We start from the raw sequence: 16,501 nt of genomic DNA, 5'->3' as shown, positions 1-16,501 counted from the left end.
TCGTGAAAATTGCGCCTTTGCAGCACCACTTTGGTGCGCGACGTTCAGCCATGGGAGGCATTTTATGAACAATCCGGGTTTGTTCCAAGCAAGGTGGAACCTGCGCCGGTTGGCTCTGTGCAATTTCGTGCCTCCTGGCGCTGCTGGCCTTTTGGTTATGGCCTACAGGTCAGATGCTGTGTGTGATTTTCGACGAGTGGCTGTTTCATCTGCTGAATGCGCCGCTGGCCAGCAACCCGATATGGCTACGCATCTGGGCGATTGCAAGTCTGCGCCCATTCGATGTGGGGAGTTTCGCGGCTGAGTGTGGTGCTTAGGGCCTGATTTTGTGGTGCTGCCGGCGAGTGCTGCGCACTCGATCGCGAGCAGGCTCACTCCCACAAAGCTCTGCGCTATACCTGTGGGAGCGTGACTTGCCCGCGAAGACTTCAGCCCAGACGACACAGAAGCATCTACCTCACTCGTCGTTACTGCTCCCACGAAACTTGAACAAATCCCGCCGCTGTTTCTTGCTTGGCTTGCCATCGGTGCTCATGCCCAACGCGCCCGCCTTGCGCATGGCCGCAGCCGCTTCGCGCTTGGCGATGCTGGCATCGGTTTCCGCATACAACGTCTGAGCCTCTGGCGCGCCACGGCGCACAATCGATAGCGCCTGAACCACCACCGTGCGTTCCTCGAACCCCACACGAATCTGAAACTCGTCGCCCACCCTCGGCTCCTTGCCCGGTTTGCAGCGCTCACCACGGCAATGCACCTTGCCGCTTTCAATTGCCGCCTTGGCCAAGGCACGTGTTTTATAAAAACGCGCGGCCCACAACCACTTATCGAGACGGACCTTGTCGTCCTCTTCGTTTTTTTGTGCCACTGGAATTCCTCTTTCAGCCCATAGTCGGAACTGTACTACCGTTTCTGTCGGGCGCAAGAACTCGGCCCCCCAGATAGACTGTGATCTTGGCCGGCTCACCGGCATGGAGTGATCGAGTGACTATATTCCCGTCTTCATTGACCTCGCCTCAGGGCGGTTGCCAGGGCTGCCAGCAAAGCGAGCCGCTGGGCTTCGATTTTTCTTTTGCCTACCAACCGATCGTCGATCTGCGCGACCAATCAGTTTTTGCTCACGAAGCGTTGGTGCGTGGCATTGCCGGGGAAGGCGCACTGTCGGTGCTCGACCAGGTCACCGAGGAAAATCGCTACCGCTTCGACCAGCTCTGCCGGACCCGCGCCATTGCAGGAGCGGCCAATCTAAACATGCAGACACACTTGTCCATCAACTTCATGCCCAACGCCGTGTACCGCCCGGAGCTGTGCATCCGCACCACTCTGGAAGCCGCGAAAACACACAACTTCCCCATCGACCGGCTGATTTTCGAAACCCTGGAAAGCGAGCACGTAGATAACTATCGCCATTTGACTAATATTCTGCGTGAATACCGCGAATTCGGCTTCAAGACCGCCATCGACGATTTCGGCGCGGGCTACTCGGGGCTCAATCTGCTGGCTGATTTCCAACCGGACCTGATCAAACTCGACATGGCACTGATCCGCGATGTCGATCACGACCGTGTTCGTCAGGCGATCGTCCGAGGGGTTGTCACAATGTGTGCGGAGTTGAACGTTACAGTCATCGCCGAAGGCATCGAAAGCGCCGGAGAACGGGATTTCCTGGCGGACTGTGGAATATTTCTGATGCAGGGTTACTGGTTCGCCAAGCCTGCATTCAAAGCGTTGGCCCAGGTAGCACCTGAGGCCTGGACGCGTTAATCGCCGGTTTTTTCCTATTGAAGACATTTGACCATTTGACCGTTATCGGTCTGCGCGAGTGGGTGGCGCTCCCGGATCTGGGAGTGGCGGGCCTGCGCGCAAAAATCGACACCGGCGCCAGCACCTCAAGCCTGCATGCCACCGACATCGAGCCGTTCGAGCGCGACGGTGAAAGCTGGGTGCGCTTCACCGCGCACCTGGGCACGGTGGTGCAGTTGCGCCATCGACGCTGCGAGGCGCCACTGGTGACGCGCAAAACCATCAAAAGCTCCAACGGTCACGCTCAGATGCGTTACGTGGTCAGCACCACACTGGCCCTGGGTGATCGGGTATGGCGGGTCGAATTCACCCTCGCCTGCCGCAAGTCCATGCGTTATCGCCTGCTCCTCGGCTCCAAAGCCCTGATCGACGGCCAACTGGTGGTCAATCCGGGCATCAAATATGTACAAGACAAGCCGGTGTTCCCGGTATCTACCTCTTCCACAGGTGTTGCATGAAGATCGCTGTGCTGTCGCGGAACCCGCGTCTGTATTCCACTCGTCGTCTGGTCGAAGCCGGTACCGAGCGTGGACATGAAATGGTGGTGATCGACACCCTGCGCGCCTATATGAACATTGCCAGCCACAAACCGCAGATCCATTACCGCGGCAAGCCGCTGGAAGGTTTCGACGCGGTGATCCCGCGGATCGGTGCGTCTGTGACGTTTTATGGCTGCGCGGTGTTGCGTCAGTTCGAAATGATGGGGGTTTTCCCGCTCAATGAATCGGTGGCCATCGCCCGTTCGCGGGACAAACTGCGGTCACTGCAATTGCTCTCGCGCCGCGGCATCGGCTTGCCGGTGACCGGGTTTGCGCACTCACCGGATGATATTCCCGACCTGATCGACATGGTCAACGGCGCACCGCTGGTGATCAAGGTGCTGGAAGGCACACAAGGCATCGGTGTGGTGTTGTGTGAAACGGCGACGGCGGCAGAGTCGGTGATTGAGGCCTTCATGGGCCTGAAGCAGAACATCATGGTTCAGGAATACATCAAGGAAGCCGGGGGCGCGGACATTCGCTGCTTCGTGGTGGGCGACAAGGTGATCGCGGCGATGAAGCGCCAGGCCAAGCCTGGGGAGTTCCGCTCCAACCTGCATCGCGGTGGCAGTGCCAGCCTGATCAAGATCACCCCGGAAGAACGCATGACCGCGTTGCGGGCGGCCAAGGTCATGGGGCTGGCGGTGGCGGGCGTGGATATCCTGCGTTCCAATCACGGGCCGCTGGTGATGGAAGTGAACTCGTCGCCAGGGCTGGAAGGGATCGAGACCACCACCGGGAAGAATGTGGCGGGGATCATCATCGAGCATCTTGAGAAGAATGGCGGGCCGAATATGACGCGCACCAAAGGCAAGGGCTGACCCACTGGGCATTCCCACGCTCTGCGTGGGAATGCTCTAACGGACGCTCCGCGTTCGGCTGTTGCTGGGACGCCGAGCGTCCAGGGCTGCATTCCCACGCAGAGCGTGGGAATAGTAGTCAGCTGTTAAACCGCATCCCGCGGCAACATAAGCCCAAGCGGCAACCGCACCCGAGCTTCAAGCCCGCCACCCGGCCGATTGCGCAACTCGACATTCCCGCCATGCATCGAAGCGATCCGCTTCACGATGGCCAGTCCAAGTCCTGTCCCCTTCCCGCCCCTGGCACGATCACCCCGGGTGAACGGGTTGAAGATCGCCTCCAGTTCCGACGGATCAATCCCTGCGCCACGGTCCATGACGCTCAGCACCACATACGGCGCGCTGGTATCACCGGAGACATAAGCCGCCACCTCAACCCCGCTGCCAGCATGGTGCAAAGCGTTGCCGATCAAATTGTTCAGCAACCGCTTCATCGACACCCGACGCAGGGGAAACGCCTGGATCGGTTCCAGGCGCAGACGCACTTTTTCTTCGTTCTGGTTATACGGCGCAGCGACTTCACGAACCAGGTCAATCAGGTCCACTTCCTCGACAGACTCGTCACGACCATCGCGGATAAACGCGAGGAACTGGTCGAGGATCGCGTCCATGTCTTCGATGTCACGCACCATCGCGTCGGTGAGGTCGTTGTGGTCGCCCATCAATTCCAGGGACAAGCGCAAACGGGTCAGCGGTGTACGCAGGTCGTGTGACACCCCGGCCAGCATCAGCTCGCGCTCGCGACCGGCCTGCTCGACGTCTTCAGCCATCTGGTTGAAGGCGCGATACACCTCGGTCATCTCGCTCGGCGTGTCACTGATCGGCAGGCGCACGCTGCGCCCCTGGCCGAGTTGCCGTGCGGCATACACCAGACGTTTCAAGGGTTGATTGAGCTGGCTGACGAAGATCCACGCCGAGGCGGTGGACAGCAAGCCGATAGCAAGGAACCAGCCGAGCACGTTCCAGATTTTCTGGCCGCGCAACGGATGCGGATACAGCGGCACTTTCAGCCAGCCATCGCCCAGGCTAGGTGCCCGAACCCACAGGGCCGGCGGTGAGTGCATGCGTAATCGCACCTCGGTGTCGGCACCCAACTCAGCCTGCATCTGCCGCTGATAGATCTCGCTGTAAGGCCAATGTTGCTCGCCTTCCGGCACACCCGCGCCCACGACCCTGATCAGGGTGGCAGCATCAGCGATTTTCTCTCGGTTCTTTTCATCAGCGGCCCAATAAGCGCGCAGCGTCAGGGCGACACCGTGGCTGTATTGGCGGTCCACCAGCACGTCTTCGTTCATCAACAGATAAACCAGGGTCAGTGCCTTGGAAAACAGGACGACGATCAGCACCAGCCACAGGGTGCGGGAGAAGAAACTCTGGGGGAACCAAACGGGGGTTTTCATGAATAACCGCTACACACTTGCAGGAGCGAGCGATGCTCGCATATTGCGGATCGCGAGTCTGCGGACGATTGTCCGCAAGACCCGCTCCTACAAATCGCCGATCACTTGGTGGCGGCGCCATCCGGAACGAACACGTAGCCCACGCCCCAGACCGTCTGGATGTAACGCGGTTTGGATGGGTCAGGCTCGATCATCCGGCGCAGACGGGAAATCTGCACGTCGATGGAACGCTCAAGGGCATCCCATTCGCGGCCCCGGGCCAGGTTCATCAGCTTGTCGCGAGTCAGTGGCTGACGCGCATTCATGACCAAGGCCTTGAGCACCGCGAATTCACCGGTGGTCAGCATGTGCACTTCGTCACCGCGCTTGAGTTCGCGGGTGGCCAGGGACAGTTCGTAGTCACCGAAGGTCACGCTTTCGTCTTCGCTGCCCGGTGCGCCCGGCACAGGCGTCGACTGACGGCGCAGGACCGCTTTGACACGGGCCATCAGCTCATCCGGGTTGAAGGGCTTGGCCAGGTAATCGTCGGCGCCCAGTTCCAGGCCCTTGATGCGGCTCAGCTCATCGCCCTTGGCGGTCAGCATGATGATCGGAATCTGATTGTTCGCCGTGCGCAGCCGGCGGCAGGCGGTCAGACCGTCTTCGCCGGGCAGCATCAGGTCGAGGACGACCAGGTTGAACACTTCACGCGCCAGCAGGCGATCCATTTGTTCGGTGTTCGGCACGGCGCGGGCGCGGTAGCCCTTGCTGACGAAAAAGCGTTCCAGCAGGCTGCTCAGCCCTGGATCGTCGTCAACAATAAGAATTTTTTCGCCTTCAGCATTGTTTGCAGTGCTGCTCATTGGATGCTCCTTTGATCTCGGCGCGCATTATGGCGTAGCTGCCGTTATACGCACCGTGTGCATTGTTAGCAGATTTTTCCTTCACTGCCAGAAATCCGGCCCTCGCGCTAATGCCTGCGATGCCCCTGAATGATAGAACGCTGGTTATAATGCGCGGCCTTTTGTGTCAGGCAACGTCTGATCATGGCTGCAGGTGGCCGCTTTTTATTTTCATGGCGCCGGCAGTCATTGTTCGATTTCACGGGTCAATGGGATACCTGTTGATCCAGGTAGCGGCGCACGCCAGGCCGCTCAACCAGACTCGCCGAGCCTTTCTCCCTGCGCCTGCGAGCCTGCTTTCACAATTTGTCAGGTGGTTTTATGGACAGCATCAACAGCCGCATCGCCGAGGAACTCGGTGTACGCCCACAACAGGTCGAAGCGGCCGTCGCGCTACTCGATGAAGGCTCTACCGTTCCCTTCATCGCCCGTTACCGGAAAGAAGTGACCGGCAGCCTCGATGACATCCAGTTGCGTCATCTGGAAGAGCGTCTGCGCTACCTGCGAGAACTCGACGAACGGCGTATCAGCATCCTTGCCAGCATTCAGGAGCAAGGCAAGCTGACCCCGCAACTCGAACGCGACATCAAACTCGCCGACACCAAGACCCGCCTGGAAGACTTGTACTTGCCGTACAAGCAGAAGCGCCGCACCAAGGGCCAGATCGCCCTGGAAGCCGGCCTCGGCGAGCTGGCCGACGGCCTGTTCAACGACCCGACCCTGACGCCAGACGCCGAAGCCGCACGCTTCGTCGACGCCGAAAAAGGCGTGGCCGATGTGAAGGCGGCCCTCGAAGGCGCCAAATACATCCTGATGGAACGCTTTGCCGAAGACGCCGGCCTCCTGGACAAGCTGCGCAGTTACCTCAAGCAGGAAGCGACCCTCAGTGCCCGCGTCATCGCCGGCAAGGAAGAGGAAGGCGCCAAGTTCCGCGATTACTTCGAACACGACGAACCGCTGAAAAGCATGCCGTCGCACCGCGCGCTGGCGATTTTCCGTGGCCGCAACGAAGGCATCCTGAGTTCGGCGCTGAAAGTCGGCGACGAGCTGCCGGGCACCATGCACCCGTGCGAAGGCATGATCGGCCAGCAATTCGGCATCCAGAACCAGAACCGCGCCGCCGACAAATGGCTGGGCGAAGTGGTGCGCTGGACCTGGAAGGTCAAGCTCTACACCCACCTCGAAACCGATTTGCTCGGCGAGTTGCGCGATGGCGCGGAAACCGAAGCGATCAACGTATTCGCCCACAACCTGCACGACTTGCTGCTGTCGGCCCCGGCCGGCCCGCGTGCCACCCTGGGCCTCGACCCGGGCCTGCGCACCGGTTGCAAGGTCGCCGTGGTCGATTCCACCGGCAAGCTGCTGGATCACGCCACGGTCTACCCGCACGTGCCACACAACAAGTGGGACCAGACCATCGCGATTCTGGCGGCCCTGTGCGCCAAGCATGCCGTGGACCTGATCGCCATCGGCAACGGCACCGCCAGCCGTGAAACCGACAAGCTCGCCGCTGAGCTGATCAAAAAATACCCAGCGATGAAGATGACCAAGGTCATGGTCTCCGAGGCCGGTGCATCGGTTTATTCGGCGTCGGAACTGGCTTCGAAGGAATTCCCGGACCTCGACGTGTCGATCCGTGGCGCCGTGTCGATTGCCCGCCGCTTGCAGGATCCGCTGGCCGAACTGGTGAAGATCGATCCGAAATCCATCGGTGTCGGCCAGTACCAGCACGACGTGTCGCAGCTGAAACTGGCGCGTGGCCTGGATGCCGTGGTCGAGGACTGCGTGAACGCCGTGGGCGTGGACGTCAACACCGCCTCCGTGGCGCTGCTCGCCCGCATCTCCGGCCTCAACGCGACCCTGGCGCAGAACATCGTCAGCCACCGCGACGAGCACGGCGCGTTCAAAACCCGTGCGGCGTTGAAGAAAGTCGCTCGTCTGGGCGAGAAAACCTTCGAACAGGCGGCCGGTTTCCTGCGCGTCATGAACGGCGACAATCCGCTGGATTCGTCGGCGGTTCACCCGGAAGCCTATCCACTGGTGCAGCGCATTGCCGCTGAGACCGACCGTGACATTCGCTCGTTGATCGGCGACGCGAGCTTCCTCAAGCGTCTCGACCCGAAGAAGTACACCGACGAAACCTTTGGTCTGCCAACGGTCACCGACATTCTGCAAGAGCTGGAAAAACCGGGCCGTGACCCGCGTCCGGAGTTCAAGACCGCCGAGTTCCAGGAAGGCGTCGAAGACCTCAAGGATCTGCAACTGGGCATGATCCTCGAAGGCGTCGTCACCAACGTGACCAACTTCGGCGCGTTCGTCGACATCGGCGTGCATCAGGACGGTTTGGTGCACATCTCTGCGCTTTCAGAGAAGTTCATCAAGGATCCGCGCGAAGCGGTAAAGGCCGGAGACGTGGTGAAAGTGAAGGTCATGGAAGTCGATATCCCGCGTAAACGCGTGGGTCTGTCGATGCGCATGAGCGACACCCCGGGCGAGAAAATCGACGGCGCTCGTGGTGCACGTCCGGGGTCGGCGCCACGCCAGTCCCAGAACAACGCACCGCGTAAGGAAACCACGGCGGCGGCCCCGGCCAACAACGCCATGGCATCGTTGTTTGCCAACGCCAAGCAGTTGAAGAAACGCTGATGGAGATCCCTGCCGGGCTGACCGAAAGCGCTTTTTTCAAGCTGCTGGGATGTCGCTTGCACAGTCTGGAAGCCGGGGTGGCGCAAGTCGCCCTGGGGCTTGCGCCAGAGCTGCGCAATCGCGGCGGCAAGCTGCACGGCGGGGCCTTGTTCAGTCTGGTGGACATTGCCATGGGGCTGGCCTGTTCCAGCACCCACGGCTTTGACCAGCAGAGCGCGACCATCGAGTGCAAGATCAACTACATTCGCGCCGTTTCCGACGGTGAAGTGATGTGCACGGCGCGGGTGATTCACCCGGGCCGGCGCACGCTAGTGGTCGAAGCCGACGTGATGCAAGGCGACAAACTCGTCGCAAAAGCACAAGGCACGTTCGCTGTCCTGTAGCTAGAAGTCATCGATTTGAGTTAATTTCGGCGCTGTGACTGCAGCGCCGAAGTTTCCTGTGGGAGCGAGCCTGCTCGCGAAGGCGATGTATCAGACAACATCAATGTTGACTGACACGCCCTCTTCGCGAGCAGGCTCGCTCCCACAGGGAATTCCTTGGCTGCTGTCAGCAGCCGTGTACGGTCCAAAAACCAGGCGAAAACGCCAGTTTCAACTTCACCCTTGTAGACCGTCTTGCCCACCCCCATATTGGGGCGACTGACGCGTGAAGGAATCCAACTTGAGCGAACTTCTCAACCGCCGCCTGGCTCTGCTCGGCGAGCGCGCTAACCTCTCTCTGCTCGAACAGTGCCTTCACGGCATCGAACGTGAATGCCTGCGCGTGACCGGCGAAGGTCGCCTGGCGCAAACGCCGCACCCGGAAGCATTGGGTTCCGCGCTGACCAATGAACAAATCACCACCGACTATTCCGAGTCGCTGCTGGAATTCATTACCCCAGCCCTGCCAGACCCAGCCGATACGCTGGCGAGCCTGGACAAGATTCACCGTTTTGCCTACAGCAAGCTCGGCAACGAGTTTCTGTGGAGTCCATCGATGCCGTGCCCGTTGCCGGCCGAGGAAGACATCCCGATCGCCTATTACGGCACGTCCAACATCGGTCAGCTCAAGTACGTCTACCGCAAGGGCCTGGCCCTGCGTTACGGCAAGACCATGCAGTGCATCGCCGGGATTCACTACAACTTTTCCCTGCCGGAAAAGCTCTGGCCACTGCTTAAAGAGGCTGAAGGCTTTGTCGGCACCGACCGCGACTATCAGTCGTCAGCCTACATTGCGCTGATCCGCAACTTCCGCCGCTACAGCTGGCTGCTGATGTACCTGTTCGGCGCCTCCCCTGCGCTGGACGCCGGTTTCCTGCGCGGTCGTTCGCACCAGTTGGAGCAACTGGACCCGGACACCTTGTACCTGCCATACGCCACCAGCCTGCGCATGAGTGACCTGGGTTACCAGAGCAACGCCCAGGCCGGCTTGACGCCGTGCTACAACGATCTGGCCAGCTACACCGACAGCCTGCGCAAAGCGGTCGCCACGCCGTATGCACCGTATGTCGAAATCGGTACGCATCAGGACGGTGAGTGGGTTCAGCTCAACACCAACATCCTGCAGATCGAAAACGAGTACTACTCCAACATCCGCCCGAAGCGCGTGACCTACACCGGCGAACGGCCGATCCAGGCGCTGGTGGCCCGCGGCATTCAGTACGTCGAAGTGCGTTGCCTGGACATCAATCCATTCCTGCCGATGGGCATCGATTTGCCAGAGTCGCGCTTCCTCGACGCGTTCCTGCTGTATTGCGCGCTGAACGACAGCCCGCTGCTGACCAATACTTCGTGCGGCAACGCGACCTCGAACTTCCTCAGCGTGGTCAAGGAAGGTCGTCGTCCGGGCCTGCAACTGCAGCGTGACGGTCAACCGGTCGACCTGAAGGAATGGGCCGGCGAATTGTTGGAAAAAATAGCTCCGCTCGCGGCGCTGCTTGATCAAAGCCATGGAGGCGATGCCCACAGCAAGGCGCTGGACGTGCAGATGGAGAAGGTCAAGGATTCGTCGCGTACACCTTCAGCACAAGTGCTGGCGGCCATGGCTGAACACAAGGAGAGCTTTGCCCAGTTCTCCCTGCGCCAGAGCCAGGCGCATGCGGAGTTTTTCCGCAGCGAGCCGTTGAATAGCGAAGATCAGGCGAAGTTTGAAGAACGCGCACGCTCCTCGCTGGCAGAGCAGGTGGCGCTGGAGCAGAACGAAGTCGGCGATTTCGATGTGTTTGTCGGGTCGTATCAGGCGAGCATTCTGGCGATCAGCAACTAACATCAGAAGGTCCTTCAGACCTTTTCGCGGGCAAACCTCGCTCCTACAGTTTTGTGTCGGTCCCCATTTGTGACTCGACCCCGAATCTGTAGGAGCGAGGCTTGCCCGCGATGGCCGCACTGCGGTCTCCCTTAGAATTTTCCGCTCATAAGCTCATTCGAAAAAGTTATTTATTTTCGGATTCTTAGATCATTTAGTCTCCTTTCACGCCGACTCTCGGTCGCCTGACAAGGAGCTTCTCAATGAAACTGAATTTCTCTTTTCGCCTCTTGGCGGCCGCGTCGCTGGCTGCTGCGAGTTTGTTTGCCCAGGCGGCTGACGTGACCGTCGCCTACCAGACCACGGTTGACCCGGCAAAGGTCGCCCAGGCCGACGGCGCTTACGAAAAAGCCACCAACGCCAAGATCGACTGGCGCAAATTCGACAACGGCGCCGACATCATCGCCGCCATCGCTTCCGGCGACGTGCAGATCGGCTACCTCGGTTCCAGCCCCCTGACGGCGGCCATCACCCGCAAAGTCCCGGTAGAAACCTTCCTCATTGCCACCCAGATCGGCGCGGCTGAAGCCCTGGTCGCCCGCGAAGGCTCCGGGATCAAGACTCCGCAAGACCTGATCGGCAAAAAAATCGCCGTGCCGTTCGTTTCCACCGGCCACTACAGCCTGCTGGCGGCGCTCAAGCACTGGAACATCGATCCGTCGAAGGTCACCGTGCTCAACCTCGCTCCGCCCGCCATCATCGCTGCGTGGAAACGCGGTGATATCGACGCCACTTACGTGTGGGACCCAGCCCTCGGAGTCGCCAAGGAAAACGGCAAAGTGCTGATTACCTCCGGCGAGCTGGCCAAGTTCGGCGCTCCGACTTTCGATGCCTGGATCGTGCGTAAGGACTTCGCCGAGAAGCACCCGGAAATCGTCACTGCGTTCGCCAAAGTGACCCTCGACGCCTACGCCGATTACCGCAAAGACCCGAAAGCCTGGCTGGCCAATCAAAGCAACGTGGACAAGCTTGTCAAACTGTCGGGCGCCAAGGCCAGCGACATTCCGTTGTTGCTGCAAGGCAACGTCTTCCCGCTGGCGGCTGACCAAGTGATCACCCTCGGCGCACCGACCACCAAGGCCATTACCGACACCGCCGCCTTCCTCAAGGAACAAGGCAAGGTCGAGGCCGTGCTGCCGGACTACGCCCCTTACGTCAGCGCCAAGTACATCACCAACTGATCGGGAGTTAACTGCGATGGCTTTGCTACAGCTGGAGCGCATCAGCGCACAGTACCCCGGCGCCGCCGAACCGGTACTGGCGGATATTTCCCTGAGCCTGGGCCCCCAGCAGTTGCTGGTAGCTCTCGGCCCGTCCGGCAGTGGCAAGACCTCGCTGTTGAACCTGATTGCCGGTTTCGTCGAACCCAGCGCCGGGCGCATCACCCTTGACGGTGTGCCGGTCAAAGGCCCGAGCGCCGAACGCGGCGTGGTGTTCCAGGACGACGCCCTGCTGCCTTGGCAGGACGTGTTGGCCAACGTCGGTTTCGGCCTGGAGCTGGCCGGCATTGCGCGGGAAAAACGTGAACTGCGCGCTCAGGAAATGCTCGCACTGGTGGACCTTTCCGGCTTCGAAAGTCGCCGCATCTGGCAGCTCTCGGGTGGCCAGAAGCAACGTGTCGGCCTGGCCCGTGCGCTGGCCGCCGACCCGCGCGTTTTGCTGATGGACGAACCCTTCGGCGCCCTCGACGCCTTCACCCGCGAACAGATGCAGGAGCTGCTGCTGCAAGTCTGGCAGCGCACCGCCAAACCGGTTTTCCTGATTACCCACGACATCGAAGAAGCGGTGTTCCTCGCCACGGACCTGATTCTGCTGGCGCCTGATCCGGGACAAATCGTCGAGCGCCTGAGCCTGGATTTCGGTCAGCGGTATGCGGCCGGTGAGTCAGCTCGCTCGATCAAGTCCGACCCGCGCTTCATCGAAACTCGCGAACACGTACTCGCCAAAGTGTTCTCCCAACGCAGCACCGCCCAGCGGCAGGAGCGCGCATGAGCAGCTATCAAATTCGCGCCGTCGCGGTTAAACCGGGTTCCACGGACATCCCGGCACGTCGCAGCCTCAGCACTCGGTGGATCAGCGTGCTGACGCTGGTGGCGCTGGTTGTCATTTGGTGGGCCGTCACCGCCACAGGGATGATCGAACCGCTGTTCCTGCCACCACCGTCCGCCGTGCTGCAAAAGGGCTGGCTGCTGGTGACCAGCGGCTACATGGATTCAACGTTGTGGCAGCACTTGGGGGCCAGTCTCAGCCGTATCGGTCTGGGCCTTGGTTTCGCGGTGCTGACCGCCGTGCCCATCGGCATCGCCATCGGCCATAACCGCATCGCCCGCGGCGTGCTCGATCCGTTGATCGAGTTCTACCGGCCGATTCCACCGCTGGCTTATCTGCCGCTGATCGTCATCTGGTGCGGCATCGGTGAGTTGTCGAAAGTCTTGCTGATCTACCTGGCGATTTTTGCCCCGATCGCCATCGCCACCGCGACTGGCGTGCGCACGGTTGACCCGGCCAAGTTGCGCGCCGCTCAGTCGCTGGGAGCGACCCGGGCGCAGTTGATTCGCCATGTGATTCTGCCGAGTGCCTTGCCGGATATTTTGACTGGCGTGCGCATTGGTCTGGGCGTGGGTTGGTCGACGCTGGTTGCCGCCGAATTGATCGCCGCCACCAGCGGTTTGGGTTTTATGGTGCAGTCGGCCGCGCAATTCCTGGTCACCGATGTGGTGGTGCTGGGGATTCTGGTGATTGCCCTGATCGCGTTTGCCATGGAAATGGGCCTGCGCGCCCTGCAACGCAAACTGGTGCCGTGGCACGGCCAGGCCCACTGAGTTTTTTGGGATCTTAATGTGGGAGCGAGCCTGCTCGCGATGGCGGTGTATCAGCCACCACCCTGTCGCCTGACTCTCCGCTATCGCGAGCAGGCTCACTCCTACAAAAGCTCGGCACACCGGATTGAAGAGAATCACCATGAGCAACCTGACCATCTTCCCCCTCAGCTCGGCCCTCGGCGCCCAAATCAGCGGCATCGACGTCAGCCAGCCACTGAATCTGGAACAGCGCGACGCCATCGAGCAAGCGCTGCTCAAGCATCAAGTGCTGTTCTTCCGCGACCAGCCGATCACGCCGCAACAGCAGGCGCGATTCGCTGCGAATTTTGGCGATCTGCACATCCATCCGATCTACCCGAATGTGCCGGAACAGCCCGAAGTGCTGATCCTCGATACCGCCGTCACCGACGTGCGCGACAACGCAATCTGGCACACCGACGTGACCTTCCTGCCCACCCCGGCCATGGGCGCGGTGCTGAGTGCCAAGCTGTTGCCTGAATTTGGTGGCGACACGCTGTGGGCCAGTGGCATTGCGGCGTATGAAGCGTTGTCCGCGCCGATGAAAAGTTTGCTCGAAGGCCTGACGGCCACTCACGATTTCACCCGCTCGTTCCCGCTGGAGCGATATGGCAACACGCCGCAAGCGTTGGCCCAGTGGGAAGAAGCACGCCGCAAAAATCCACCGCTGTCGCACCCGGTGATCCGCACACACCCGGTGAGCGGGCGCCGGGCGTTGTTCGTCAATGAAGGCTTCACGTCGAAGATCAATGAGCTGTCGGACACCGAGAGTGAAGCGATTTTGAAGTTGTTGTTTGCTCATGCGACGCGGCCGGAATTCACCATTCGCTGGCGTTGGCAAAAAGATGATGTGGCGTTCTGGGATAACCGCGTGACACAGCATTACGCCGTGGATGATTACCGACCGGCGCGGCGGGTGATGCAGCGGGCTACGGTGTTGGGGGATGTGCCTTTCTTTCGGTGAGTCCTGAGTTCTTTACTGCCTGTTCTGGCCCCATCGCGAGCAGGCTCGCTCCCACAGGGTCTGTGCCTGACACAAATCCACTGTGGGAGCGAGCCTGCTCGCGAAGAGGCAGGAACAGGCGCAGCAAGACCCCGTGCCGAACACTTATTCAGCCGTCGAAGGCTTCTCCCAAAGATTGATCCCGCCTTCCTGGGCAAACCGGTCAATTTCCGCCAGTTCTTCCGCGCTGAAACTCAAATTCTTCAACGCTGCGACGTTCTCGATAATCTGCTCCGGCCGGCTCGCACCGATCAGTGCCGAGGTCACGCGCGGATCGCGCAGCGTCCATGCCAACGCCAGTTGCGCCAGGCTCTGACCGCGACGCTTGGCGATTTCGTTGAGCCCGCGCACGTGGGCGATGTTGGCTTCGGACAGATGAGATTCCTGCAAAGAACCACCGCCCGGGCGATTGACCCGCGCATCCTTCGGAATGCCATTGAGGTACTTGTCGGTCAACAAGCCCTGCGCCAACGGCGTGAACGCAATCACGCCAGTGCCGAGTTCGTCGGTGACGTCCAGCAGATCCTTTTCAACCCAGCGATTGAGCAGGTTGTAGGCTGGTTGGTGAATCAGCAACGGTACTTTCCACTCTTTCAGCAGCGCCGCCATCTCACGGGTTTTCACCCCGGAATAGGACGAGATGCCAATGTATAGCGCCTTGCCCTGCTGCACGGCGGTGGCCAACGCACTGGCGGTTTCTTCCAGCGGCGTGTCCGGGTCGAAGCGATGGGAATAGAAGATGTCCACGTAGTCCAGGCCCAGGCGTTGCAGGCTCTGGTCGAGGCTGGCCAGCACGTATTTGCGCGAACCACCGCCCTGGCCATAAGGGCCGGGCCACATGTCCCAGCCGGCCTTGCTCGAAATAATCAACTCGTCGCGGTACTGCTTGAAGTCTTCACGCAGCAAACGACCGAAGTTGATCTCGGCGCTGCCATATGGCGGGCCATAGTTGTTGGCCAGGTCGAAGTGGTTGATGCCCAGGTCGAAGGCGGTGCGCAACAGCGAGCGCTGAGTGTCGATCGGCGTGCTGTCACCGAAGTTGTGCCACAGCCCCAGGGACAGCGCCGGCAGCACCAGACCGCTGCGGCCTACGCGGCGGTAAGGGATAGAGTCGTAGCGGTTTTCGGCAGCGGTGTAAGTCATCGAATCCTCTCTTGTCTGTCTTGAAGTTGGTATCGACTGCTTCGCAAGTTGCCCAGCATACGCCCAGACAAACGCCGATAAACCTCGGACTCGAGAAAAAGCTGAAACGTTTCACAGATGATCGTTCCGACGCGGAGCGTGGGAACGATCAAGAACAGCAAGGTCAAACAGCGCCCGTAAACAGCTCCCCCAACCAATCCACAAACACCCGAACCCGTGGCGACATGTGTCGGTTGTGGGGGTACAGCACCGAAACCGGCATTGACGGTGGCGGCGTGTCGATGAGGACTTCTTGCACCAGGCCTTGGGAAATCTGCGCCTCCATACGGTAATGCGGACACTGGATCAGGCCGAGCCCGGCAATTGCCGACGCCGCGTAGATTTCCGCGCCGAACACTGAAACCGCGCCTTCGATAGCGACTTCTTTCAGCTCGCCATCGACCATGAATTCGAAGGGGAACAACTTGGCGGTGGTGCGCGAGACGTAGTTCACCGCGCGATGGTGTTTCAGGTCTTCCAGGCTTTGCGGTTCGCCGTGTTTGCGCAAGTAGGCGGGGCTGGCGCAGGTGATCTGGCGCAGGTTGGCGATGCGTTTTCCGATCAGCGCCGAATCACTCAAGGTGCCGGCGCGCAGCACGCAGTCGACGCCTTCAGCGATCAGGTCGACAAAACGGTCGGCTTCGCTGATGGACAACTCGATGTCCGGGTAACGCTCCATGAATTGTGGCAATGCCGGGATCACAAAATGCCTGGCCAGGGTGCCATGCAAGTCAACGCGCAAGCGGCCTTTGGGTGCGCAACCGCGAAACGCCAGTTCGGCTTCTTCCAGTTCCGCCAGCAAGTGCACACAACGCTGATAGTAGGCCTCGCCGTCCAGCGTCGGACGCACCCTGCGGGTGCTGCGTTCCAACAAGCGCGTACCGAGCCACGCTTCAAACTGATTCAGCGTATGGGTCAGCGTCGCCCGCGGCAGATTCAGGTCCTCGGCGGCCAGCGTGAAGCTGCTGCGCTCGTAGATCCGCACGAAAACCTTCATTGCTTTGACTTGATCCACGCTTGGCTCCTGCTCCTCGATTGTTGGCGATTATTGAACAGTCAAGGCA

General features: G+C 60.4%; 15 protein-coding genes and 1 pseudogene. 11 read left to right on the top strand and 5 right to left on the bottom strand.

What is annotated here, in order from left to right; genetic code table 11:
• Positions 1-64: 64 nt before the first annotated feature.
• Positions 65-284: pseudogene (locus tag HP062_RS22070) on the top strand (phosphoesterase); the annotation flags it as partial.
• 173 nt (positions 285-457) lie between these two features.
• On the opposite strand, the gene HP062_RS22065 reads toward HP062_RS22070, so the two are convergent.
• Entirely contained in the window at positions 458-865 is a 408-nt protein-coding gene (locus tag HP062_RS22065) for an RNA-binding S4 domain-containing protein (RefSeq protein ID WP_077747501.1), read from the bottom strand.
• Between the two features lie 116 nt (positions 866-981).
• Between HP062_RS22065 and HP062_RS22060 the strand changes: the two genes are divergently transcribed.
• The 3 genes from HP062_RS22060 to rimK all read left to right on the top strand — a co-directional run bounded on the left by HP062_RS22060 (position 982) and on the right by rimK (position 3,160).
• On the top strand, positions 982-1,761 hold the full coding sequence (locus tag HP062_RS22060; RefSeq protein ID WP_172792024.1) for an EAL domain-containing protein: 780 nt from the start codon (positions 982-984) through the stop codon (positions 1,759-1,761).
• Between the two features lie 83 nt (positions 1,762-1,844).
• Positions 1,845-2,258: an ATP-dependent zinc protease gene (locus HP062_RS22055; protein WP_234452961.1), complete on the top strand. Its 414-nt coding sequence runs from the start codon at positions 1,845-1,847 to the stop codon at positions 2,256-2,258.
• Complete coding sequence (gene rimK, locus HP062_RS22050; RefSeq protein ID WP_007949201.1) at positions 2,255-3,160, top strand: 30S ribosomal protein S6--L-glutamate ligase; 906 nt, start codon at positions 2,255-2,257, stop codon at positions 3,158-3,160. Before HP062_RS22055 ends, rimK begins: the two co-directional genes overlap by 4 nt.
• Before the next feature lie 125 nt (positions 3,161-3,285).
• Here the strand turns inward: rimK and HP062_RS22045 are convergent, their stop codons facing one another.
• Together HP062_RS22045 and ompR are read right to left on the bottom strand one after the other, a co-directional pair.
• Complete coding sequence (locus tag HP062_RS22045; protein ID WP_010464772.1) at positions 3,286-4,599, bottom strand: ATP-binding protein; 1,314 nt, start codon at positions 4,597-4,599, stop codon at positions 3,286-3,288.
• Between the two features lie 101 nt (positions 4,600-4,700).
• On the bottom strand, positions 4,701-5,441 hold the full coding sequence (ompR, locus tag HP062_RS22040) for a two-component system response regulator OmpR (protein ID WP_010464774.1): 741 nt from the start codon (positions 5,439-5,441) through the stop codon (positions 4,701-4,703).
• A 360-nt stretch (positions 5,442-5,801) separates the two neighbouring features.
• On the opposite strand from ompR, the gene HP062_RS22035 reads away from it, so the two are divergent.
• From HP062_RS22035 to tauD, 7 genes are all read left to right on the top strand, one after another.
• A complete protein-coding gene (locus HP062_RS22035; protein ID WP_010464777.1) occupies positions 5,802-8,126 on the top strand; it encodes a Tex family protein in 2,325 nt (774 codons plus the stop codon).
• Positions 8,126-8,509 carry a PaaI family thioesterase gene (locus HP062_RS22030; RefSeq protein WP_010464779.1) on the top strand — a complete coding sequence of 128 codons (384 nt, stop codon included), beginning with the start codon at positions 8,126-8,128 and terminating at the stop codon, positions 8,507-8,509. The genes HP062_RS22035 and HP062_RS22030 overlap by 1 nt, the downstream gene beginning before the upstream one ends.
• Positions 8,510-8,789: 280 nt before the next feature.
• Entirely contained in the window at positions 8,790-10,373 is a 1,584-nt protein-coding gene (gene gshA, locus HP062_RS22025; RefSeq protein WP_010464781.1) for a glutamate--cysteine ligase, read from the top strand.
• Between the two features lie 242 nt (positions 10,374-10,615).
• Complete coding sequence (gene tauA, locus HP062_RS22020; protein WP_172792023.1) at positions 10,616-11,593, top strand: taurine ABC transporter substrate-binding protein; 978 nt, start codon at positions 10,616-10,618, stop codon at positions 11,591-11,593.
• A gap of 16 nt (positions 11,594-11,609) precedes the next feature.
• Positions 11,610-12,404 (top strand): taurine ABC transporter ATP-binding subunit, encoded by a 795-nt coding sequence (tauB, locus tag HP062_RS22015; RefSeq protein WP_010464784.1) that lies wholly within the window; start codon positions 11,610-11,612, stop codon positions 12,402-12,404.
• A complete protein-coding gene (gene tauC / locus HP062_RS22010) occupies positions 12,401-13,234 on the top strand; it encodes a taurine ABC transporter permease TauC (RefSeq protein ID WP_172792022.1) in 834 nt (277 codons plus the stop codon). The genes tauB and tauC overlap by 4 nt, the downstream gene beginning before the upstream one ends.
• Before the next feature lie 139 nt (positions 13,235-13,373).
• Positions 13,374-14,216 carry a taurine dioxygenase gene (gene tauD / locus HP062_RS22005; RefSeq protein WP_172792021.1) on the top strand — a complete coding sequence of 281 codons (843 nt, stop codon included), beginning with the start codon at positions 13,374-13,376 and terminating at the stop codon, positions 14,214-14,216.
• 144 nt (positions 14,217-14,360) lie between these two features.
• On the opposite strand, the gene mgrA is transcribed toward tauD, so the two are convergent.
• Both mgrA and HP062_RS21995 read right to left on the bottom strand, forming a co-directional pair.
• Positions 14,361-15,398 (bottom strand): L-glyceraldehyde 3-phosphate reductase, encoded by a 1,038-nt coding sequence (gene mgrA, locus HP062_RS22000; protein WP_010464790.1) that lies wholly within the window; start codon positions 15,396-15,398, stop codon positions 14,361-14,363.
• A gap of 163 nt (positions 15,399-15,561) precedes the next feature.
• Positions 15,562-16,452 carry a LysR family transcriptional regulator gene (locus tag HP062_RS21995; RefSeq protein ID WP_172792020.1) on the bottom strand — a complete coding sequence of 297 codons (891 nt, stop codon included), beginning with the start codon at positions 16,450-16,452 and terminating at the stop codon, positions 15,562-15,564.
• Positions 16,453-16,501: the final 49 nt, after the last annotated feature.

Source organism: Pseudomonas sp. B14-6 (genome assembly GCF_013260315.1).
In the GTDB taxonomy this organism is placed as follows: Bacteria; Pseudomonadota; Gammaproteobacteria; order Pseudomonadales; family Pseudomonadaceae; genus Aquipseudomonas; species Aquipseudomonas mandelii.
Note: the sequence above shows the minus strand (reverse complement) of the source record. Positions and strands in the feature narration are given on the sequence as shown.